This is a genomic window from Arcobacter suis CECT 7833, from assembly GCF_003544815.1.
Classification (GTDB): domain Bacteria; phylum Campylobacterota; class Campylobacteria; order Campylobacterales; family Arcobacteraceae; genus Aliarcobacter; species Aliarcobacter suis.
Window position 1 is genome coordinate 1,433,812 of sequence record NZ_CP032100.1, and the last position, 21,391, is coordinate 1,455,202.

At 26.1% G+C, this 21,391-nt stretch carries 24 protein-coding genes; 9 read left to right on the forward strand and 15 right to left on the reverse strand.

Annotated elements, in window-relative coordinates; all coding sequences use genetic code 11:
• Window positions 1-15: 15 nt before the first annotated feature.
• Together ligA and ASUIS_RS07350 are read left to right on the forward strand one after the other, a co-directional pair.
• The gene (ligA, locus tag ASUIS_RS07345) at window positions 16-1,962 is read left to right on the forward strand and encodes an NAD-dependent DNA ligase LigA (RefSeq protein ID WP_118886413.1); all 1,947 of its coding nucleotides are present in this window, start codon (window positions 16-18) and stop codon (window positions 1,960-1,962) included.
• Window positions 1,963-2,037: 75 nt separating this feature from the next.
• Window positions 2,038-2,832, forward strand: coding sequence for a hypothetical protein (locus tag ASUIS_RS07350; protein WP_118886414.1), 795 nt, complete (start codon window positions 2,038-2,040; stop codon window positions 2,830-2,832).
• Here ASUIS_RS07350 and ASUIS_RS07355 read toward each other — a convergent pair.
• The 3 genes from ASUIS_RS07355 to ASUIS_RS07365 are packed head-to-tail and all read right to left on the reverse strand — an operon-like array spanning window position 2,829 to window position 5,421.
• Window positions 2,829-3,749, reverse strand: coding sequence for a Ppx/GppA phosphatase family protein (locus ASUIS_RS07355; protein WP_118886415.1), 921 nt, complete (start codon window positions 3,747-3,749; stop codon window positions 2,829-2,831). The two genes, ASUIS_RS07350 and ASUIS_RS07355, sit on opposite strands and share 4 nt — an antisense overlap.
• 8 nt (window positions 3,750-3,757) lie before the next feature.
• Window positions 3,758-4,315 (reverse strand): CDP-alcohol phosphatidyltransferase family protein, encoded by a 558-nt coding sequence (locus tag ASUIS_RS07360; RefSeq protein WP_118886416.1) that lies wholly within the window; start codon window positions 4,313-4,315, stop codon window positions 3,758-3,760.
• The gene (locus tag ASUIS_RS07365; protein ID WP_192894450.1) at window positions 4,312-5,421 is read right to left on the reverse strand and encodes a GGDEF domain-containing protein; all 1,110 of its coding nucleotides are present in this window, start codon (window positions 5,419-5,421) and stop codon (window positions 4,312-4,314) included. Before ASUIS_RS07365 ends, ASUIS_RS07360 begins: the two co-directional genes overlap by 4 nt.
• Before the next feature lie 106 nt (window positions 5,422-5,527).
• Here ASUIS_RS07365 and ASUIS_RS07370 point away from each other — a divergent pair, with 106 nt between their 5' ends.
• Window positions 5,528-5,800 carry a hypothetical protein gene (locus ASUIS_RS07370; protein WP_118886417.1) on the forward strand — a complete coding sequence of 91 codons (273 nt, stop codon included), beginning with the start codon at window positions 5,528-5,530 and terminating at the stop codon, window positions 5,798-5,800.
• A gap of 10 nt (window positions 5,801-5,810) precedes the next feature.
• Window positions 5,811-6,050 carry a hypothetical protein gene (locus ASUIS_RS07375; RefSeq protein ID WP_118886418.1) on the forward strand — a complete coding sequence of 80 codons (240 nt, stop codon included), beginning with the start codon at window positions 5,811-5,813 and terminating at the stop codon, window positions 6,048-6,050.
• Between the two features lie 11 nt (window positions 6,051-6,061).
• Here the strand turns inward: ASUIS_RS07375 and ASUIS_RS07380 are convergent, their stop codons facing one another.
• Complete coding sequence (locus ASUIS_RS07380; protein WP_118886419.1) at window positions 6,062-6,556, reverse strand: DUF523 domain-containing protein; 495 nt, start codon at window positions 6,554-6,556, stop codon at window positions 6,062-6,064.
• Window positions 6,553-7,338 (reverse strand): ATP-binding protein, encoded by a 786-nt coding sequence (locus ASUIS_RS07385; RefSeq protein WP_118886420.1) that lies wholly within the window; start codon window positions 7,336-7,338, stop codon window positions 6,553-6,555. The genes ASUIS_RS07380 and ASUIS_RS07385 overlap by 4 nt, the downstream gene beginning before the upstream one ends.
• Before the next feature lie 173 nt (window positions 7,339-7,511).
• Between ASUIS_RS07385 and ASUIS_RS07390 the strand changes: the two genes are divergently transcribed.
• The 3 genes from ASUIS_RS07390 to ASUIS_RS07400 are packed head-to-tail and all read left to right on the forward strand — an operon-like array spanning window position 7,512 to window position 9,880.
• Window positions 7,512-7,715, forward strand: a complete 204-nt coding sequence (locus ASUIS_RS07390) for a hypothetical protein (protein ID WP_118886421.1) — start codon at window positions 7,512-7,514, stop codon at window positions 7,713-7,715.
• Window positions 7,716-7,768: 53 nt separating this feature from the next.
• Window positions 7,769-8,989 (forward strand): molybdopterin molybdotransferase MoeA, encoded by a 1,221-nt coding sequence (locus ASUIS_RS07395; RefSeq protein ID WP_118886422.1) that lies wholly within the window; start codon window positions 7,769-7,771, stop codon window positions 8,987-8,989.
• 27 nt (window positions 8,990-9,016) lie between these two features.
• Complete coding sequence (locus tag ASUIS_RS07400; RefSeq protein ID WP_226800016.1) at window positions 9,017-9,880, forward strand: DMT family transporter; 864 nt, start codon at window positions 9,017-9,019, stop codon at window positions 9,878-9,880.
• Between the two features lie 6 nt (window positions 9,881-9,886).
• Here the strand turns inward: ASUIS_RS07400 and ASUIS_RS07405 are convergent, their stop codons facing one another.
• The 4 genes from ASUIS_RS07405 to ASUIS_RS07420 form a co-directional block, all read right to left on the reverse strand.
• On the reverse strand, window positions 9,887-11,341 hold the full coding sequence (locus ASUIS_RS07405) for a DNA recombination protein RmuC (RefSeq protein ID WP_226799876.1): 1,455 nt from the start codon (window positions 11,339-11,341) through the stop codon (window positions 9,887-9,889).
• Window positions 11,331-12,578, reverse strand: coding sequence for a M48 family metallopeptidase (locus ASUIS_RS07410; RefSeq protein WP_118886424.1), 1,248 nt, complete (start codon window positions 12,576-12,578; stop codon window positions 11,331-11,333). The genes ASUIS_RS07405 and ASUIS_RS07410 overlap by 11 nt, the downstream gene beginning before the upstream one ends.
• 86 nt (window positions 12,579-12,664) lie before the next feature.
• A complete protein-coding gene (locus ASUIS_RS07415; protein WP_118886425.1) occupies window positions 12,665-13,129 on the reverse strand; it encodes a phospholipase D-like domain-containing protein in 465 nt (154 codons plus the stop codon).
• An 8-nt stretch (window positions 13,130-13,137) separates the two neighbouring features.
• Window positions 13,138-13,500: a YbgC/FadM family acyl-CoA thioesterase gene (locus ASUIS_RS07420; RefSeq protein WP_118886426.1), complete on the reverse strand. Its 363-nt coding sequence runs from the start codon at window positions 13,498-13,500 to the stop codon at window positions 13,138-13,140.
• A gap of 128 nt (window positions 13,501-13,628) precedes the next feature.
• Here ASUIS_RS07420 and ASUIS_RS07425 point away from each other — a divergent pair, with 128 nt between their 5' ends.
• Window positions 13,629-14,018 (forward strand): hypothetical protein, encoded by a 390-nt coding sequence (locus ASUIS_RS07425; protein WP_118886427.1) that lies wholly within the window; start codon window positions 13,629-13,631, stop codon window positions 14,016-14,018.
• A 109-nt stretch (window positions 14,019-14,127) separates the two neighbouring features.
• On the opposite strand, the gene ASUIS_RS07430 is transcribed toward ASUIS_RS07425, so the two are convergent.
• From ASUIS_RS07430 to ASUIS_RS07440, 3 genes are all read right to left on the reverse strand, one after another.
• Window positions 14,128-16,674 (reverse strand): methyl-accepting chemotaxis protein, encoded by a 2,547-nt coding sequence (locus ASUIS_RS07430; protein ID WP_118886428.1) that lies wholly within the window; start codon window positions 16,672-16,674, stop codon window positions 14,128-14,130.
• A gap of 87 nt (window positions 16,675-16,761) precedes the next feature.
• Window positions 16,762-17,781: an aldo/keto reductase gene (locus ASUIS_RS07435; RefSeq protein ID WP_118886429.1), complete on the reverse strand. Its 1,020-nt coding sequence runs from the start codon at window positions 17,779-17,781 to the stop codon at window positions 16,762-16,764.
• Window positions 17,782-17,851: 70 nt separating this feature from the next.
• Window positions 17,852-18,829, reverse strand: a complete 978-nt coding sequence (locus ASUIS_RS07440) for an SLAC1 anion channel family protein (protein ID WP_118886430.1) — start codon at window positions 18,827-18,829, stop codon at window positions 17,852-17,854.
• Window positions 18,830-18,887: 58 nt separating this feature from the next.
• Between ASUIS_RS07440 and ASUIS_RS07445 the strand changes: the two genes are divergently transcribed.
• Window positions 18,888-19,097, forward strand: a complete 210-nt coding sequence (locus tag ASUIS_RS07445; RefSeq protein ID WP_118886431.1) for a malate dehydrogenase — start codon at window positions 18,888-18,890, stop codon at window positions 19,095-19,097.
• Between the two features lie 94 nt (window positions 19,098-19,191).
• Here the strand turns inward: ASUIS_RS07445 and ASUIS_RS07450 are convergent, their stop codons facing one another.
• The 3 genes from ASUIS_RS07450 to ASUIS_RS07460 are packed head-to-tail and all read right to left on the reverse strand — an operon-like array spanning window position 19,192 to window position 21,391.
• Complete coding sequence (locus tag ASUIS_RS07450) at window positions 19,192-19,854, reverse strand: precorrin-2 C(20)-methyltransferase (protein ID WP_118886432.1); 663 nt, start codon at window positions 19,852-19,854, stop codon at window positions 19,192-19,194.
• Between the two features lie 14 nt (window positions 19,855-19,868).
• Complete coding sequence (locus tag ASUIS_RS07455; protein WP_118886433.1) at window positions 19,869-20,711, reverse strand: sirohydrochlorin cobaltochelatase; 843 nt, start codon at window positions 20,709-20,711, stop codon at window positions 19,869-19,871.
• The gene (locus tag ASUIS_RS07460) at window positions 20,711-21,391 is read right to left on the reverse strand and encodes an energy-coupling factor ABC transporter permease (RefSeq protein ID WP_118886434.1); all 681 of its coding nucleotides are present in this window, start codon (window positions 21,389-21,391) and stop codon (window positions 20,711-20,713) included. The genes ASUIS_RS07455 and ASUIS_RS07460 overlap by 1 nt, the downstream gene beginning before the upstream one ends.

The window sequence follows — 21,391 nt, forward strand, 5'->3', positions numbered from 1 at the left end:
TAATAATGAGAAAAAATGACTAAAAATGAATATGATTTAAATATAGAAAAATTAATATCTTGGGCAAAAGCATATTATGTTTATGATAATCCAATTGCAAGTGATGAAGAATATGATAAATTAGCAAGGGTTTGTTTAGCTTTTGAGCAACAATATCCAGAACTTTCTCATCCAAATTCACCAAATAAAAGAATTGGTGGATTTGTACTCGATGGTTTTGAAAAAGCTTCACATTTATCTCGTATGTGGTCGCAAGAAGATGTTTTTAATACTACTGAACTTGAAGATTGGATAAAAAGAGCTCACAAAGTAAATACAAATTTAGAGTTTTTTTGCCAACCAAAATTTGATGGAGCATCTTTAAATCTTATTTATGAAAATGGAGTTTTAAAACAAGCAATCACAAGAGGTGATGGAAGTATTGGAGAAGATGTTACAAATAATGTTAAAACTATCCACTCTATTCCACTACAAATAAAAGAGAAATCTTTACTCGAAATACGAGGTGAAATCGTAATCAAAAAAGCTGATTTTGAAAAAATAAATGAAGAAAGAATAAAAAACAACGAACAAGTTTTTGCAAATCCAAGAAATGCAGCAGCGGGAAGTCTGCGACAACTTGACCCAAATATCACAGCAAAAAGAAAACTATTTTTTAATGTTTGGGGAGTTGGACTTAACTCTTTAGAATTCAAAGAATATTCAAATATGATGGATTATATCTACTCTTTAGGTTTTGTAAAACCACCAATGCAAACTATAACTTCAAGTGTTGAGGGAATTGAAGATTTATACCATGAAATCATAAAAGTAAGAGATGAAATCGAAATGATGCTTGATGGAATGGTTGTAAAAATCAACGACATCGAAACTCAAGATGAGTTGGCTTACACAGTAAAATTTCCAAGATGGTCATGTGCTTATAAATTTCCAGCTTTAGAAAAAACTACAAAAATCAAAGATATTATTTTACAAGTAGGAAGAACAGGAGTTATAACTCCTGTTGCTGTTGTTGAACCAACTGATATTGAGGGAGTTGTAGTAGAACGTGCTAGTTTACACAACTTTGATGAAATAGCAAGAAAAGATATAAGAATCAATGATGAAGTAATTATCATACGAAGTGGTGATGTAATTCCAAAAATTACAAAGGTTTTTACTGAGCGTCGAGATGGAACACAATTTGAGATTCCTCGCCCTACTTCATGTCCTGATTGTTCTAGTGAACTTCTTGATGATGGAGCTTTGATTAAGTGTCAAAATCTTGATTGTCCTAGTCGCGTTGTAAATTCAATAATATATTTTGCAAGTAAAAATTGTATGAATATCGATGGACTTGGAAATAAAATTGTTGAAACATTAGTAAATGAAAAAAAGATATATGATATTTTAGATTTATATTCTTTAAAATATGAAGATTTAGAAAACTTAGAAGGTTTTAAAGAGAAAAAAATAAATAATCTTTTAAATGCCATAGAAAATACAAAAGGAACAGCACTTCATCGAATCATAAATGCTTTAGGAATAGAACACATTGGAGAAGTTGCTTCAAAACAAATTTGTTTAGAGTTTGGTTTAAATGTTATTGATATAACTTTTGAAGAACTTATAGCTTTAGATGGAATTGGTGAACAAATGGCAAACTCTTTTTGTGAATTTATGAGAGTAAATAAAGAAGTAGTTTTAAAACTTTTTGAAATAATAAATCCATTTGTAGAAGAAAAAAAAGAAATTGAAGAAAATAACTTCAAAGGAAAAACAATTGTTCTAACAGGAACAATGAGCGTAAGTCGTGGAGATATTAAAAAAATGTTAGAAGATATGGGTGCAAAAATAGCTTCATCAGTATCTAAAAAAACTGATTTTGTAATTTATGGGGAAGATGCTGGAAGTAAATATGACAAAGCAATAGAGTTAAATGTTCCTGTTTTAACAGAAAATGAAATGAATAATATGATTTAAAAAATAATATTTATTTTTTGAGTCAATTTAATAAAATTTAAGTATAATATAAGCAATTATAAAAAGGAGTAAAATATGGATATTAATAGTATAAATAGCAATATATCTACGTTAAATACCTCGTCTTCTTTAAATCTTGAAAAAATTAGTTCAAGTAAATCTGTAAATAAAGTAAATGAAGATAGTACAAACCTTTATATAAGTGACTACAACAAAAAAAGAGATGAATTATCTTTAAATGTTCAATCATTAAATGAAGGAATTGCTATTACTAAAATAGCTCAAAACTCTATTGAAAAACAACAAGAATATCTTACTAATATTCAAACAAAACTTGAAAATGCTGATTCTTATGAAAATAAAAACGATTTAAAACAAAGTATAAATGAGGATTTAAGAAGTTTTAATCAAGTTGCTTATGAAACAAAATTTAAAAGAGAAAATATTATCGCTACAGATTATTATGATGATAAAAAAACTATTGATATAAACACAAAAAGTGCCAATTTTTCAATTGAAAAACCAAATACACCAGCTTATGCAAACGATATTTTTGAATTATCAAATAATAGTGACTTAAATGATCCTTCAACACTAGAAGAAATAATAAATAAAGTTAGAACTTCATCAAACCAATTAAAAAACACTTATGATGAATTTACTGAATTTGGAAATAAACTTGAACATGGTGCAAGAGAAACAATAAAAGAACAAGTTGATTTGTATAATGAAACTAAAATGAATAAAGATAGAAACTTTGGACAAGAATCAACAGATTTTTCAAAAACAAATGTTAATGCAAATTTAGGCTATTTAGCAGCTTCTCAAGCAAATATTATACAAGAGCAAAGTGTAAGATTATTATCTTAATTTTTACACTTTGTTTCACAATAATTTATAGCAACACCTTCTCTTAAACCATCATCTAAAACTATTGATTCATTTTTTCCTAAAACTTCAAAAATCATTTTATAAATATAAATACCAACTTCAATAAAATCAACTCTACCACGACCTACTAACTTTATAATATCTTCTTTTGAAGAATTTTTAAATATATTTAAACAATTTACCATATCTTCTAAATTAACAATTGTTCCATTTACAATATTTCTATCATAAGAAAAAAAATCTTGCCCTAATTTTATGGCAGCTATTGTTGTTGGTGTTCCAGCTGTTGCTACAAAACTATAATCTTTAAAATTTACATTTAAAGAATCTAAAAAAAGTTTTATTTCTAGCTTTTTATTTTCTAAATCATTTTTCAAATCATTATGATTCAAAAATTTTTGAGTCATAGTAACTATTCCAAAATCAAAACTATAAGCTTCATATTTTTCATTTGTATTTACTATTATTTCAGTAGAACCTCCGCCTATATCTAATAATACAAATTTTTCTGAATTGATTTTTTCTCTTTTTAATGCATATTTCACAGCTAATAAAGTAAGCCTTGCTTCTTCATTTCCATCTATTATAGAAAATTCTGTTCCAACTTCATTTTTCAAATAAGCCAAAACTTCTTTATTATTTGAAGCTTTTCGCATAGCAGCTGTTGTTACACAAATTGCATTTTTGGGATTATAATCAATAACTTCAATAGAGTGTGAAATTGCAGTTATAACTCGATGAATTGCTTCTTTTGAGATAATTCCACTATCAACTAAACCATCAGCCATACCAACAACTTCATTATATTCTGAAATAATTTTATGATTTTTACAATCATATTTTAAAACACGAAACGAATTTGATCCTAAATCAATAGTTACGATTTCTTGATTCATTTATTTTCTTATAAATGCGGAATTTTAATTTTTGAATTTAATAAATAACCAATTAAAATCATCATTAATAAAACAAAAGTTTCTGATATAAATCCTGTTAAAAAGATCAAATAAACAACCCATAATAAAATAGCACCAAGAGGAGTTGGGATACCTGTAAAATATTTTTCCACTTTCCCTTCATCAGCATTTATATTAAATTGAATCAATCTTCTAAGACCTGAAATCACATAATAAACAAATGCAAAAATAATTAAAGGCATACTTAAAAATGGCTCTTTTGTATCAATAACTGCAAAAAATATAAACATGGCTGGAACAATTACAAATGATAAAAAATCTGCAAAAGAATCAAGTTGAATTCCAAATTGTGTAGATAAATTGTATTTTCTAGCAATTTTCCCATCAACTATATCAAATCCACCTGCAAGCCATGCAAAAAGAGCTGCTGCAAAAAACTCATGGTGAGTTAAAAAATAAATTGCAAAAATTCCCGATGCAATATTAAAAAAAGTTACGATATTAGCTAAATTGAAATGATTATGTTTATTAAACAAAAAACTCATTCTTTCCCTTTGTATATATGATATTGATTTCGACCATTTTCTTTTGATTTATACAAACATTCATCTGCTTGTTTATAAAGTTTGTTTGCTGAAATATATGTATGTGGTTCATATATAATAGCTCCCATTGAAATTGAAACGATATCGAGTATTTTACTATTTTTATGCTCAATTTCTAGTTCTAAAATCTTATAATTTATCTCTTTTAGGCAATTTTCTAAACTATCTTCCGTAATATCAAACAAAACTATACCAAACTCTTCACCACCCAATCTAAAAACAAACTCATATTTTTTATCAAAATATTCTTTTAAAGTAGATGCTACTTTTTTTAGAGTAACATCACCCATATCATGACCATAAGTATCATTATATTGTTTGAAATAATCAATATCTATCATAATAAATGCACATTTCCAATTATTTGCATTTGCAATAAAAGGCATATTATCAAAAATAGTATCAAAATATTTTCTATTATAAAGTTTCGTCATAGAATCAGTTATTGAATCAATTTTATATTTTTTATTCAGAACTGTAAGTTGTCTATCTTTTTTTATAATTTGAAATATGATGTAAACAATAACTATAAATGATAAAAAAAGAATTATGACAATACTGTAAAACAAATATCTTTTCATATTTTCATAATCTTCAACAAATTTTTTTCTCTCTTTAAAAGCAACTTGTGTTTCATACTGAATTAAAAAATCAACTCTTACTAATATATTTTTAAATTTTTGTATATTACTTTCACTAAAAGTAGCATATATTTCTTCATTTATAGTATCAACAACCATTCTTTCATCTTTATTTTTAAATGATTGATTATAGTAATTCCACTCTTGAAGTATATTTTTTTTCTCTTCTTCAATGAAACAAGGATGTTTATTTGTTTTGCAAGAAATTATTTTTTGATAATTATCTAAAATAATTTGGAGTTTTACAATTGGTATTAAATTTCCAAAATAAATATTATCAACCTGCTTTTTTAGGTTGTCTATTTGGGTATTGAATAGTAATGATGAGAAAATTAGAGTTGCTAAAACAGTACAAACTAAAATTATTAATTTAAGTGTAGTTGATTTCAAAAAATTATTTATCATATTGTTATACTATCAAAAATAATATTTAAATCAAGTAAAATACTTAATCTATTTTTCTATTGTTTTTCGTTACAATTTTAATATAAATAAAAAACTAGAAGAAATTATGGAAATAAATAATTACAATCAAAGTTCAAGTACTATTTACAAAGATTTGGCAAATGAAAAATCTCAATTAACTTCAATTGATAAAAATGGTAAATCAACATTTGAAAAAAATGATACTGTTGAGAGTTCAAATAATAAAAACACTCAAAGAGATGAAGAATCTAAAAAAATTGAAAATACGGTTTCTTCAACACCTAGTTTAAGTAATGCAAAAGAAGAACTATCTAAAAATGGAAATTTAAATAAGCTTTTTTTACAAAATTTAATGTAAGGAGTTAATTATGACTATTGATAATAATCTAAATGCAATGATTGCTTCAGAACTACAAGTAAGCCAAATGGCTTCAAATATAGCTCAAGTATCAAATAGCATTGGCGATCCACAACTACAGGAAGTTACAGCTGATTTAATAGATTCTATTGTAGGACAAATTCCAGAAGTAATTTCATATCAAGCGAATGCTCAAAGTATAGAAACACAAAATGCAGTTTCTGATATGCTTTTAAATATCAAAGCTTAAATACATAAAAACTATTTATTCGTTTTTATGTATTTTACTAACTCTTGAAGTTGATTTTCATTAAAAACTTCTATTTCATTTTCTTTTAAAAGTTTTACTGTTAAACCTTGAGAATCAATCAAATTATTTGAAAATGTTCCATCATATATTTTTAGATTTCCACAAGATGGGGAATTTGCTTTCATTAAAGCTACTTTTATATTCTCTTCTTTACATAAATCAAGGGCTTTTTTTGCTCCTAAAAGAAAATTTATAGTTACATCTTCAGCATTTTGATTTTCTACAATAAATGGTTTATCTCTTTTTACTATTTCAGCAGGAACTCTAGGAACTCCTAATCCTCCTGCAACTTCTGGACAAAAAGAATAAATTTCATTATCACATAAAATATCCATAAATAACTCTTTTAATGAAAATGAAAATTTTGGATTTAAAGCTATTGAAGAGTTCGTCCCATCATATTTGACATCTTCACCTAATAAACAAGAAGATACTAATATCTTCATATTATTTCATCTTCCAATGAACTATCTACTCTATTTAAATCTTCTTTATTAAAAAATGTTGATAATTGAATATTACTAAAAGCTGCTTTCATAGATACAAATATTTGTGGATTATCTGCTTCTAATTTTGCGAGTAATTCTTTTGTTGTTGCTCTTGCATGTGGCATTTTTACATCAAATCGTAAACCGGGACAAGCTTCATCACCAATTACATTAATTTCATTTGTATTTGCAAATGCTCGTAATTGTCTCTCTCTACAAAAAATAAGTGGACGAATGACTTCTAAACCATTTTCTGCTGTATATTTTGGAGGCATAGAACGCATAGTTCCATTATAAAAGAAGTTCATAAAGAATGACTCCATAGCATCATCTAAGTGATGTCCAAGTGCAATTTTATTGTATCCTTGTTCTTGTGCTGTTGAATATAAATATCCTCTTCTCATTCTTGAAAAAAATGAACAAAAAGATGAATTTTTTCTGATTTTTTCTCCAGCAAGCTCAAAAATTTGAGTATCAATAATTTCATGTTCAATTCCATGTTCTTTGCAATGATTACTCAAAAATTCAACTTGTTCACCCATTCCATAAGTTACAGTTACTGCTTTAAATTCAAAATTATATGGGGCTACTTTTTTTATTCTATTTAATGTATGTATTAATGTTAAAGAGTCTTTTCCACCTGAAAATCCTACTAATATTCTATCGCCTTCTTTTATTAATCCATATTCTGCATTAGTTTTTCCAACTATTGTAGAAATCTTTTTACTTAATTCAACCAATATATTATTCCTGTAAATTTTTTCGTGATTATAGCAAAAAAGTTCTCAAAAAGCTTTTTACAATAACTTTAAAGCTTTTTTCATGTATAGTTAAAAATATATAAATAATCTTTTTTTACCCTATTTTTAGATAAAACATATATAATTTCATAAATAATACATAAAGACTCAAAATGACCCTAGAAGAAGAAAAAGAACTAAGACAAAAAATCGCTGATACAATTTTACCACTTGCAATGAATATGACAGAAGATCAAATTAGAAGTACTATAATAGCAGTTGAAAAAGATACTAAAGATCTTCAAGAAGGTTTTGGAGCCATGCTTTTTGAACAAATAATGGTTCAAAAAAGCAACAGATTAAGAAGAAATATTTAATCAAACCTAATAAGTAAATACTCAATAAAAAATAAAACTGAAAGGTACTTATAATGAGAAATTTTATAAGTTATGATGAATCAATTGATATATTAAATAATTTAAATATATCAAAATTTCCAACTGAAAAGCTTTTTATTACAAATGCAATAGGAAAAGTAGTTGCAAATGATGTAATAGCAAATCATAATAATCCAGAATTTCCAACATCTGCAATGGATGGTTATGCTATTAAGTTTGAAGATATAAAAAATGAAAATATAAAAATTATTGCAAAAAATCCTGCTGGAAGTATTGTTGAAAAAGAAGTTACAACAAACACTTGTATAAAAACTTTTACAGGTTCCTTGATGCCAAAAGGAAGTGATACTTTAGTTCCCATTGAAAATGTTGAAGTAAATGAAAATAAAATAAAAATAATCAAAGAAGTACCTTTTGCCTTTGCTGTTAGAAATATAGGTGAAAACTATAAAAAAGATGAAGTTCTAATTAAAAAAGGAACAGTTATTGGATTTGCAGAAGTTGGAGTATTGGCTTCACTTAATATTTCACAAATTGAAGTAATTATTAATCCAACTGTTGCCATTGCAAGTACAGGAAGTGAAGTTTTAGATTTAGGTGAAACTCAAACAAATGATTCACAAATTAGAAGTTCAAATCATTTAACTTTAGAAGTATTATTTAAAAGTAATGGTGCAAATACGATTCAAATGGGTGTAGTAAAAGATGATATGGATTCAATTACAAACTTACTTGAAACTGCTTTATTAAAAGCTGACATTGTTGTAACAACAGGTGGCGTAAGTGTGGGAGATTATGATTTTGTTCAAGATGTAATAAAAGATAAATTAAAAGCAAAAGTTTTATTTCATGGTGTTAATATAAAACCAGGAATGCATCTTTTGATTGCTCTAAAAGATAATAAGATTATTGTTGCACTTCCTGGATTTGCTTATTCTTCTACTGTTTGTGCAATACTTTATGTTTTACCTTTAATTTATAGATTTAGAAATTCAAATGAAAAACTTCCTATTGTAAAAGCCAAAATAAATGGAAATTTTCAACAACCCTACTCTAAAACAGTTTTTACAGCTTGTAATGTAAATTATATAAATGGTGAATATCAAATAGATTTTGATGGAAAGAAAATGGGAACAAGTGCAATTCTTACAAATATGCTTGAAAGTCCCGCTTTATTAATACAAAAAGAGAATAGTGAAAATATAAAATCTGGTGATTTAGTAGATATTTTGCTTTTAAATAATATAAAATAGATGAATAAAAACTTATTTCATATTCTGATGGTTTTTGCCATGATATTTTGGGGAGCTTCTTGGATTAGCACCAAAGTTCTTACAAATTATGTAAATGAATATGAATTAGTATTTCTTCGAATGGGAATTTGTTTTATATCTATGTTTCCTCTAATCTATTTTTTTAAACTTTCATTTAAATTTGATTTAAAATCTTTTATCTTTATTTTAATTGCTTCAGTGATTTTAACCCTTTATAGTATCTTTATGTTTTTGGGTGTTCAACATGGAACTGGAAGTTTTGGTGGAGCTTTAGTAACTACTTTAATTCCAATAATAACATTTATACTAATTGCTTTATTGAATAAAAAAACTATTAGTTTAAAACACTCTTTTACCCTAGTTCTTGGTGCTTTTGGGGTTTTAAATATGCTTAATGTTTGGAATTTTAATCTAAATGAGATATTTTCAAAAGATAATACATACTTTTTATTAGCCGCTTTTTTATGGTCAATTTTGACAATAATCACATCAAAAGCTACAAAAATAAATGCTTTTGTTTTCACTTTTTATACTTATATCATTTCAAGTTTTACGCTTTTTGTTTTTTTTGTAGATGGAAACATTTTCCATAAAATCGTAGATTTTGATTTTATTTTTTGGTTTAATATGTTTGTTATTACTATTTTAAGTACAACTTTTGCCACTTCTATTTATTTTATTGGAGCTACAAAACTTGGTGCAAAAGAGGTTTCATCTTATATCTTTTTAGTTCCAGCATCTGCACTTACTATTGGGGCTATATTTTTAGGAGAAAAGATTACTTACAATACAATCATAGGAACTATTTTTACAATAATTGCTATTTATATTTTAAATAATCTAAATCTTTTTAAGTTCTTAAAAAAATAAGCTATTTTAGTCTTCAATTAATGCTGATTTAGTATTAATTTGTTTTTTAGGTTTTACACCTAAATCCAAAAACTCTTCAGCTCTTCTAATCAAATTTGCATTTCCAGTGCTTAATTTATTCATAGCACTATCATAAGATTTTTGAGTTCTATTTAGATTTACGCCAATATCTTCTATATCTGCCACAAAACCAGCGAATTTATCATATAAATCAGCTGCTTTTTTTGAAATCAACTGAGCATTTTCATTTTGGTGTTCATTTCTCCAAATATTTTCTATTGTTCTTAATGTCACATATAAAGTTGATGGTGAAACTAACATGATATTGTGTTCAAAAGCTGTTTTAAATAACATATCATCATTTGAAGTTGCAAGAATAAAAGCTCCCTCAATAGGAATAAATAACAGAACAAAATCAAGTGTACTAACTCCCTCTAAAGCTTCATATTTTTTAGAACTTAAACCTTTAATATGTGAAGTTACTGATTTAATTAAATCCTTACAAGCATTCTCTTTGTGTTGTTTATCATCTGTTTTACAATAAGCTAAATAGGCATTTAAAGATACTTTTGAGTCAATGATAATATCTTTTTTAGATGGTAAATGAACTATTACATCAGGTTTTAATCGTTTTCCCTCTTCATCATTAAATGAACCTTGAACTGTGTACTCTTTTCCTTCTCTTAGCCCCGTTTGCTCTAAGATAGAAGATAAAATCATTTCTCCCCAATCACCTTGAGTTTTATTTTGACCCTTTAGAGCTTTTGTTAAATTTATAGCATCTGTTGCTATTTGATTATTTAAATCTTTTAGGTTTTTAATTTCAGTTAATAAAGTTGTTCTTTGTATTGTTTCTTCATTGTAAATCTCATTTACTCTTTTTCCAAAAGAGTCTAATTGGTCTTTAAATGAAGTCAAAACTTGGGTTAAATTTACATTTGATTTTTTTTGATTTTCTTCAAAAAGTTTATTTGCAACATTTTCAAATTCTATTTTCATTTGTTGTCGCGATTCTTCTAAAAGAGCTATTTTTTCATTAAAATTTGACTCTTTTATTTGAAACTCTCTTAAAAGTTGTTGTTCTTTATTTTCTGAAAGCTTTGTTAGATTTGATAATTTTAGCTCATAAGTATTAACCGTATTATCCATAATTTGAGCAGAATGTCTTTCCATTAATTTTAGTTTATCTTCAAAACTTTCTTTTATTAATTTTTTCTCTTCTTCAAGTTTTCTATTTGTTGTATTAAGATTAGTTATTTGTCCTTCGTAAGAACTATGATTAAACTCAATTTTTTCATTTAAAGCTCTTAATTTTAATAAAGCTTCATCTTGCAAACTTTGTAATTGATTTTCATATTTCTGTCTAGAAAAATGTAGAACAATTAATAAACCCGATAAAATAGCTATTAATGCAATAATTAAAATTAAATAATTAACTTCTATAACGCCTTCACTCAACATCTGATTTCACCTTTGAAATAATCTCAAAATTCATACTATGAACATCATATCCTAACTCTTTAAATCGTTCAACCAAAGGTGGATGTGAATAATAAAAGAAAATGTACATTGGATGAGATAATGGAAATGATTTATTTTCATTTGCAAGTTTTAATAAAGCACTTACTAAATCCTCTTTTGTTGATAAATTTGAACCAAATTCATCGGCAGCATATTCATTATGTCTTGAAATCATAGAAATCAATGGCATTAAGAAAAATGACAAAATTGGAGAAAATATCATAAACACTGTAATAATTGCGTAAGGCTCATTATTTAATGATAATCCTAAAAATAGTTCATCAGGCAAATTTCCAAAAATAGCAAAAAATACAAACATTACAACACCCATAATTCCAATATTTTTTAAAATATCTCCATTTTTAAAGTGTCCTAATTCATGTCCTAAAACAGCTAATAATTCATTGTGAGTTAATTTTTCAACTAAAGTATCAAATAAAACTACTCTTTTTGTGGCACCTAAACCTCCAAAATAAGCATTTAATCTATTATCTCTTTTACTTGCATCAACACTGAAAACTCCACTACTTTTGAATCCGACTTCATTTAAAAGATTTTCAATTTTTGCTTCTAACTCTTTATCTTTTAGTTTTTCAAATTTATCAAACATTTTATCTCGAATCACTGGATAAAGCATATTTATCAAAATAATAACAGCAAAAATAAATACAAATCCCCAAATCCACCAAGCTTGGAAACTATTTATAATAAAAGAAATTGCAGCAATTACAAGTGAACCAAAAACTAAAAATAAAATCCCAGTTTTAATAGTATCTTTTATAAAAAGTGCTGGTGTCATATTTGAAAAACCATACTTTTTATTTAATTTAAAAGTTGAATAAAGCTCAAATGGCAAAGTTAAAACCCAATTTATAATAATAAATAAATCTACAAAAACAACAGCTTTTAACCAAAATGATTCTATTTGAATTAAAGAATCCAAAAATGACAATCCAAAACCAATCCATAAAAGAAAGAGTATAAAATCATAAAACGATGAACAAATAGCAAGTTTTTCTTTTTCTATTGCATAACTTGCAGCTTCAAGATATTTTGAAGAATCTAAAATGATAGGTTTTAAATTTTTTGCATTTTTTATGTAACCTATTTGCATAAAAGATGTGTAGACATTAAATACAAAATATAGACAAAATGCTATAACGAATATTTCTAGCAAAGTAATAACCTTTTTTTATTGATATTTTTTATTATTATGATACTACTTTAATGCTTGAAAATATGTAAAATTTCTTTTTGCTAAAATCAAAGAGATTTAATAAAAGTTGTCAAAGTTTCAATAGTTTTTTTATCTTCGCTTAAATAAACTAATTCATAATTCTCTTCAAATGACTCTTTTGTCCAGTTTGTACTCCCAAAAATAGCCATTTTTGAATCAATAAGTGCTAATTTTAGATGCATTTTATCTTTCATTAAAACTACTTTTATATTATTCTTTTTTAAATAATCAGAAATTTCAGAATCCTCTTTTACTTTTTTAGCATCAAGAAAAACTGTAATTTTTACTCCATTTTTTGAAGCATCAACTAAATCTTTTGCAAATTTCTTGTATGAAAAATTATACATAGCTATCAATATCTCAGATTTTGCATTTGTGATTGATTCACTTATTTTATCTTTTATATCTTCACCTTGTTTAGGAAGAATATAAACTTCATTTGAGGATAGATTTAAAACTAAAAAAAGTGAAATTAAAACGATTTTGAACATAATTTTTCCTATTTGAATATTTCAAAAAACTCTAAAGGAATTTTTGAAGGTTTGAAATCTTTTAGAAATGCCAATTTAAAGGTAGCTTTAAACAAAAGCTCGTCATTTCTAAATATTTCTTGATACATAATAATTGAAGCAGATTTTTTCTCAATCAAATTTGTTTTAACTTCTATAATATCACCAAAAACAGCCGATTTCACATAATCAGCCGTTACACTTTTTACCACAAAAAATTCATTATCTTTGTGGGGAGATAGACCTTTTTGAAAAAAAAGCTCACTTCTTGCTCTTTCACAAAATTTTAAATAATTTGCATAATAAACAACTCCCCCACAATCTGTATCTTCATAATAAATTCTCAATTTCACCCATTAACTCCATCTGTTTAACATTTAAGTTCATTTTACACTCTTAAGTGTAAAGACGATGTTAAAATATAAAAGTTAATTATGTTAAAATCTATCTTTAAACTATTATATATTTAAAGGTGTTTTTTGTGTCTATTTTTGCTTTACAATCTCTAGCAGGTGGTTTTCTGGATGAAGATTTACAAAATTTTAATAAAAAATTTGATGATTGGTGTATTCAATTTGAAAGTTATGAAGATGCTATGGATATAGTACAAACTCTTGAAAATCAAGAAAGTATAGATGTTGTTGAAATAACGCCATTAAGTTATCCAAAATATTTCTTTACAAATCTACAAGGTACTATTTACACAACTAGACAAATTGAAGATAAAATTATTTGTGTTGTAGAACCATTTATAGGTTCTAATTTTAGAATTGCTATATGTGATCTTAAAACAAGAAATGTAAGACTAACAAAAACTCACTATAAAAATATTCCAAGTGTTGAAGGTGCTTTTGCTAATTTTGGTGAGTAGTTATTCTTAACTAAAAAATTAGTAGAACTTTGCCCAAACTATGTCTCAAGTTTGAGCAATTTTTGTTAAAAAATAGGTTTTTTTTTAATAATTGTAATAAATTTTGAATTTATTTCCCGTTACAATTTATCTCTCTAATTTTATTTAATAAATCAAATACTATTTCAATATTTTCTTCAACTTCTTTTGTTGTAGCAAATATTTTGTCATTTTCGCTTTTATCACAATATAAATCAACTGTAACTTGTACTAATTCATGTACTTTTTTATGGGCATGTTTTAAATCACTCCACTCTTTTGTTTTTGCAAAATTTTTATCCTCATTTGAATCTAACCATTTTCCTAAGTTACACTCATGGGCATTTTTTACTGTAAATTTAAATCCTTCTTTACATAAAGCAAAGTTGGTATTTTTGAAGTTTATATGATCAGATTTTAATCTATTTATATCAATAATCAAATTAGTGTCACAAACTCTTTTGTGGGCATTTCTATCAAAACTTGTTTGATTTATTGTACTTTGTAAATGAGTTACTAGATTTGATGTTTTGGCAGCCATATCGTTAATTGTTGAAGCAAGTGCTGCATTTTCTTGTGTTGCTTGGTCTAAAGAATTAACTGTATCATTTATTTGAGACATTGCTAATTGTTGTTCTTTTGAAGCACTTGCCACATCTGCAATTAATTTTGTTGTTACAACAATATTTTCATTTAAATCATTATAACCCTCAATCATTTTTGAAGTAATATCTTTACCTTCTTTTGCTTTTGTAGTTGCATTTAAAACTATTGTTTTTATCTCATTTGCTGCATCTGCACTTCTATTTGCTAGATTTCGTACCTCCGCGGCAACTACTGCAAATCCTTTTCCTGCTTCACCAGCAGTTGCAGCTTCTACGGCTGCATTTAAAGAAAGAATATTTGTTTGGAATGCTATTTGATCAATTATTGAAATAGCGTCATTTATTGCATTTACTTGAGTATTTATTTCATCCATTGAAGTTGCTGTTTTATAGGCTAATTCTTTTCCAATATCACTTGATTTTGTAACATTTTGAGCATATAAAGCCATTTTTGAAGTATTTTCACCACTTCTTGTAAGTGTTGCTGAGATTTCTTCAATAGCTGCTGCTGTTTCTTCAAGTGAAGCTGCTTGGATATTTGATGAATTACTTAATTTTTTTGATGCATTTTCTAATTCATTTGCACTTGAAGATAATTCTGTATTTGATTTTTCAATTAAACACATAACTTCATTAATTGAAGATTGTGTAACTTTTGTTCCACTTAATAATGAAGCTATTATTCCTGTTAGATTGTCGATATGTGGTATTGCATAATCATATTTTGCATTTGATAAAGCAACTAAAGATTCACTTAAAATCGTAAGATTTTTTTGCATTCTTTCTATCATTCCATTGATTTCTTTAACTAAAGAATCAACTCCTACAGAGTTTGCAACACCTTTTATTTTATCATTTAGCAATCCAGCATTTACTTTTTCTATTATTTTTCTTGATTCTTCAATTACAATATGATCTTGAATCAAACCTTTTTCAATAGAATCTAAATAGTTGTTAAAACTATTTACAACATCTCCTATTTCATCATTTGATTTTACTTCGATTCTTGTACTTTGTGATAGATTATTTGAACTAACAGCATCTATAGAGTTTTTTAAATTTAGAATTGGAGCTAAAATATAACTTTTCATATTTACCAATGATATAGCCATAGTAATTAATAAAGCAATAACTAAAATAATTAAAGCAACCCAAATGATATAAGAAGCATGATCAATAGCATTTTGAACAGTTTGTTTTGGTTTTGCAGTTAATGCAATTCCTAATTTTTTACCACTAAAATCAACTATATCAATGTATGTATAAAAATATTTATCTGACATTAAATATTTATTTTCAAATAGTTCACTAAAATCTATTTTTTTACTCTCTTCTAAAAATTCTTTATTAATAAATTTTTGAGAAATCAAATAGTCATTTAATTTATTTTCTGCTTTTACTTCTGCAATTGCTAGTTTACTATCCATTAAAAGTAAAAAAGCATCCCCTTGTTCATCAAACGAAGTTGCAACAGAATTTATACCTTGCATAAACTCCATAGAACCTAAATGTTTTTGGTTTTGATCAAATATTGGAACAACTGAACGAATACTAAGTCCTGCGTCTCCTACTTCAAAAGTATTAACTGCTTTTTTTTCACTATTTACTTTTACAACACTTGCTCTAAAAGAACTTAAATCATCTCCAAATTTATCAGCTTTCCAAGATCTTAAAAAAGAGTGATTGTCTTTTGTATGAATATGAATTTGTATATTCTGAAAAGGTGTTGATTTTTTCATATTATCTGAAAGTGTTGCTAGTGCTTTTATAGCTAATTCTCTATCATTTGAAGCTAAAGCTTCTTTTATTGAAGAATCATTTGAAATAGAAATCGCATTTGAAATTCCTACTTCAAATTTAGCTTCAATTTTAATTTTTGATAATTCATTTAATTCAATTTTTACATCATTGTAAACTTCATTTCTCAAATCATTTTTATATTTATTTAATATAAAATAACCTATAACTAAAACTAATATTGTAACTATTACATTAATCAATGTAAACTTTTTTCCTATTGTTAGGGCTTTCATCTTCATCCTTATACAAAAATAACGAATATTCTATTATTTTATTCTAAAATAACAGATTAAAAGCCTTATAAAATAGAAAAAATAACTTTATCCCATTGGATATAATATTTCTTTTTGAATCTCTTCAATCTTTAAAAAAAGTTCATTATTTATATCAAATTTGAATGCTTTTAATGATTCATCTAACTGTTCAGAAGTTCTTGCTCCAATAATTGTTGATGCTACAAAATCAAAATGTTTTGAATATGCAACTGCTAAAGTTACAGGTGAAATTCCATACTCACGTGCAAGTTCTAAATATTTTGCAGTTGCAGCTTTTGTTTTATCATTTACAAATCTTGTTGCTTGGGCTTGAACTCTTGGACTTTCATGTTTCATATAAGCTGAAAATCTAGCATCATCAGGATAAAAAGCATTATTGTATTTTCCACTTAAAACTCCACCTGCGATTGGAGAATATGGAAGTAAAGAGATATTTTCTTTTTTACAAACTGTTGAAAGTTCATCTAAAAATCTTGGATTTAAAAGCGAAAAATTATTTTGAATAGATTCAAATCTAGCTAGATTTTTATTTTTTGAAGTTTCATTTGCTTTTGTTAAACCATAAGCTGTATCATTTGAAGTTCCAATGTATCTTACTTTTCCTTCACGAACTAACTCATCAAAAGCTTTTAAACTCTCTTCAATAGGCACAATAGTATCTGGCCAATGCATTTGATAAAGGTCGATATAATCAGTATCTAATCTTTTTAAACTTCCTTCAACAGCTCTTTTTATATGAAAAGAATCAATTGCAGTTAATCCATGACGTGTGGGTGGGACAAACCAACCTGATGCAGCTCCACTTACTTTTGTAGCCATAATAATAGAATCTCTAGGTTTTGTTTTTAACCATTCACCTACTATTATTTCAGTTGTTCCTTCGTAAGATTTTTTTGGTGGAACTGGATAAATCTCAGCTGTATCATAAAAGTTTATTCCACTATCATAAGCTTTATCCAAAATTTTAAAAGCCTCTTGTCTTGAAGTACTTGAACCAAAAGTCATAGTTCCCATACAAATTGAACTAACTCTTAATCCACTTCTTCCTATATATCTAAAATCCATAATATTTCCTTCATATTTTTATAAAGGAAGATTATAACTATTTAAAAAAAACATTTGGATTAAAAAATGTTTATTCCATGATACAAATCTCTTTTTTTTTCATATGTTTTATAGTTTCAATTGCCACTAATATAACAATTATAGTTGTAATAAAAGTTAAAAAATAAGCTAAAAATCCATAAAACCATTTGGAAGTTAACTCATACATTAAAATCGTTGATAAAGTAATAGCTGCCATTGGAAAAGTAAATGCCCACCAAGAAATAAAAAACTTGATATTTATAAAATTTTTATACATAACAAAAACTAAAATTGTAAAAAATAGTCCTAAATTAAACAAAATCTGAGCAAAAAAGTCCAAAGTTCCAGTTAGTTTTATATATGAAATAAACCCAATCGATGGAGGTGCTATAAGTATAAAAAGAGTTGGCATAAATTTTGGAGCAAATTGATTATGAAAAATAATTCTATTTAAAATAATAGAAAATAAAATTATCCAAAAAAATATTCCAATAGAGAAATAAAAGTACAAAATAGAATCATCAACAAAACCTTTTCCTGCTATTGGAACAATCAAATTTCCAACAATTGGAATAAACCAAGCTGGATTTGAATGTTGCATTTCAAGATTATTGTTTATCCAAAATTTAATAGTATAAAAAGTAAAAAAGATATGTAAAATTGCTCCAATAATAAAAAGTATTTGCGATATTTCATCAATATTATGTCGATAAATCATAGATAAAAGCAAAACTGAAATAGAAGAAGCTGCAAAGAAATTGATTCTTACGGGATGAGAAAACTCTTTTTTTACTTCATTTTTATGTTTCATAAGTTTTAGAGTATAAAAATATAAAATAAGCAAAAATACCACACTTGTAACTATCATCATTAAAATTGAAATAAAAGAAGGAAAATATAAAACTTCACTAACTCTTTTACAAACCATAGTTAAACCTGAAAGCCCCATAACTATGGCAAACATCATTATTGGAAAAAACTGTAATCTATCAGAAGGTATAGATTTAATGCTTTCTTGTTCTTGCATTATTAAATCCTATTAAGAATAATTTATTATAATTAGAAAAAATTTACAAAGGCAAGTTTTGGCAAAAAGTAAAAAAACTACAATTGATTTAAGTAAAGAAAACCTCTTTTTTGAAGAGAGAAATCAAACTGTAAAATTATTGTGTTTTAAAACTCAAACTATGAGCTTAGATATTGCAATTTATGAAAAAGATAAATTCATCAAAAATAGTACAATGGTATTTGCTCACTTACCTAAAAAGCTAAAAGCTAAGTTAAATCCTAGCTAAGAATAATAAACTTTTCTAAAAAGATTTCTTAGAATTATAATACATAATAATAAAATTATACTTATATATCATAAGTAGAAGTTATATAAATTACCTATTGAACAAAATCAATAAACAAAGTCATATATTTATCAACTTTCTCTTTTTTATTTTTATGTATAGTTTCTCCTTTGAAATTAAGATTTTCAAAGGTATAAATAGTTCCTTTTTCAGGTATTTTATCTGTTTGCATTCCTATTTTAGGTCTCATAAACACTGTTGTATTGACTACATTTTCTTTATGTAAAGGAACAATACTAAACGAGCCATCACCAACACATAATGGTTTTTTTACTTTTGCTGAAGCATTTGAAAATGATGTAACACCAGGTATTACTTCTGAATTTTCATAAACAACATGATTTTGTTCTTTTATTAAATCTAAAAGATAATAAACTGTACTATAAACAGCACTATCTCCCAAAGTTACAAAAGATAAAGTTTTATATTCTTGAAATGATTTATGAATTGTATCTACTTGATATTGCCAATCTTCTGTTTTAAAATGCATTGGAGTATACATAGGAATAATAGGTTTTACAAAATCAAATTCTTCCATTAATTTTTGAATTATTTTATAAGTCATTGAACGATTAAAACTATGGTCAGGACTTTTTGTAGGAACACAAATCGCATCTGAATTTTGTAAAGCTCTTAAAGCTTTTATAGTAATAAGTTCATAATCTCCAGGTCCTAAAGAAACCATATATAATTTCATTTTATTTTTATTCCTTAATATGTAATTTCTTTATGACTTATACCCATCATTTTGAACGATTCTTGAATATTTTTTTCTATGATTTTTTCAATCATTGGTAATTCAATTAAATTAAACTGTTCACTTTTAGTTAAACTTGAAACTATTGAAGACTCAAATAACGAAGCTAAATCATCTTTTATTTCAAACATATCTTTTATATAATGATTTCCACTAACTAAAAGTAAAGGCACAATTTGAACTTTTTTTAAACCTGTTTTTTCTATTTTTGCTTTTATTACATCATTTATTTCAAAATAAGGAAAAGCGCCTTCAAGGGAACATGTGAAGTTTTCTTCACTAATTAATTCCAAAAATGATGAAGTATAATTTATAGAATCAATTCCAACAGTATCAAGCTTTGGAGTTCCATGTATTACATAAAGATTTGCCGTATCATCTTTTGATATTTGTTCATTTAAATCTTTTAAAAAAGCTGTTGTATCTTTTGCTTTTGTTAAAAGAGCATTTGTAAAACTAATATTTGCTAAAGAAAAATTCTTAAATCCATCAATGATTTTTTTTAATACTTCATGTTCATCTGTTGGAAAAATATTAATAGATGAAACTACAACATGTTTATATCCCAACATATCAATATCAGCCAAAGTTTGAGGAAGATTTTTGTACTCTTCATTTTTTTTCTTTTTAAGAAGTTTTATTACCATTCTTGAAGAAAAAGAGACAAAAACATCACAATCTGGGAATTTTTCAACAATTATATTTTCTAAATCTAGATATTTTTGTTGTTCTATTACTGAGCCAAAACAAGCAAGGACTATCGCCCTTTTCTTGTTATAGTGTCTAAATCTTTTCATTATTTAGCTGTATTGAAAAGTCTGTTTTCTACATAAACACTATTTTGTAGAGAATTAAGTGCTTTTGCACCTGCAAGAACTGCTAAATCAATTAATGGCTCTAGTAGAATAACACTCATGTAAGCTGCTCCAAAAGAGAATACTGATGTTAAATTTTCAATTCCAAATCCTTCTCCATACAATGCCCAAAAAGCAACCCAAGTAACAATTCCACCTTGAAATATAACTGATAATTTTAAAGCATCCATATACTTAATATCTTTGTATGCGATATTTTGAGGTATTATTTTTTTAGCCATAAATGCCATTGCAAATAAAGGCATTAAAAGAGTTGTTACGTTCATCCCATATTGTGGTAAATCAAATTGAGCAAACAACAATCCTTGAGTTAATAGTCCAAAAGCTAAACCAAAAGCCGCTGCAGCTGCACCAAATATTAAAAATAATGTTGAACCTAAAATTAGATGAACTTCTGAAACTCCAACTGGTTGATGTGGGAAAATTTCAAAAAATACTAATACTAAAAGAGAAGTTAACATTGTTTTTACAATCAATGGTAATGCTCCACTTTTTTTTACATTTTCTAAAGCCAATTTTGCAGCAATACCAAATGAAACAGTAGCTGTTCCATAACTTAAAACTATTTTTGCGCCTTGCACAATTCCTGGTTCCATATGCAT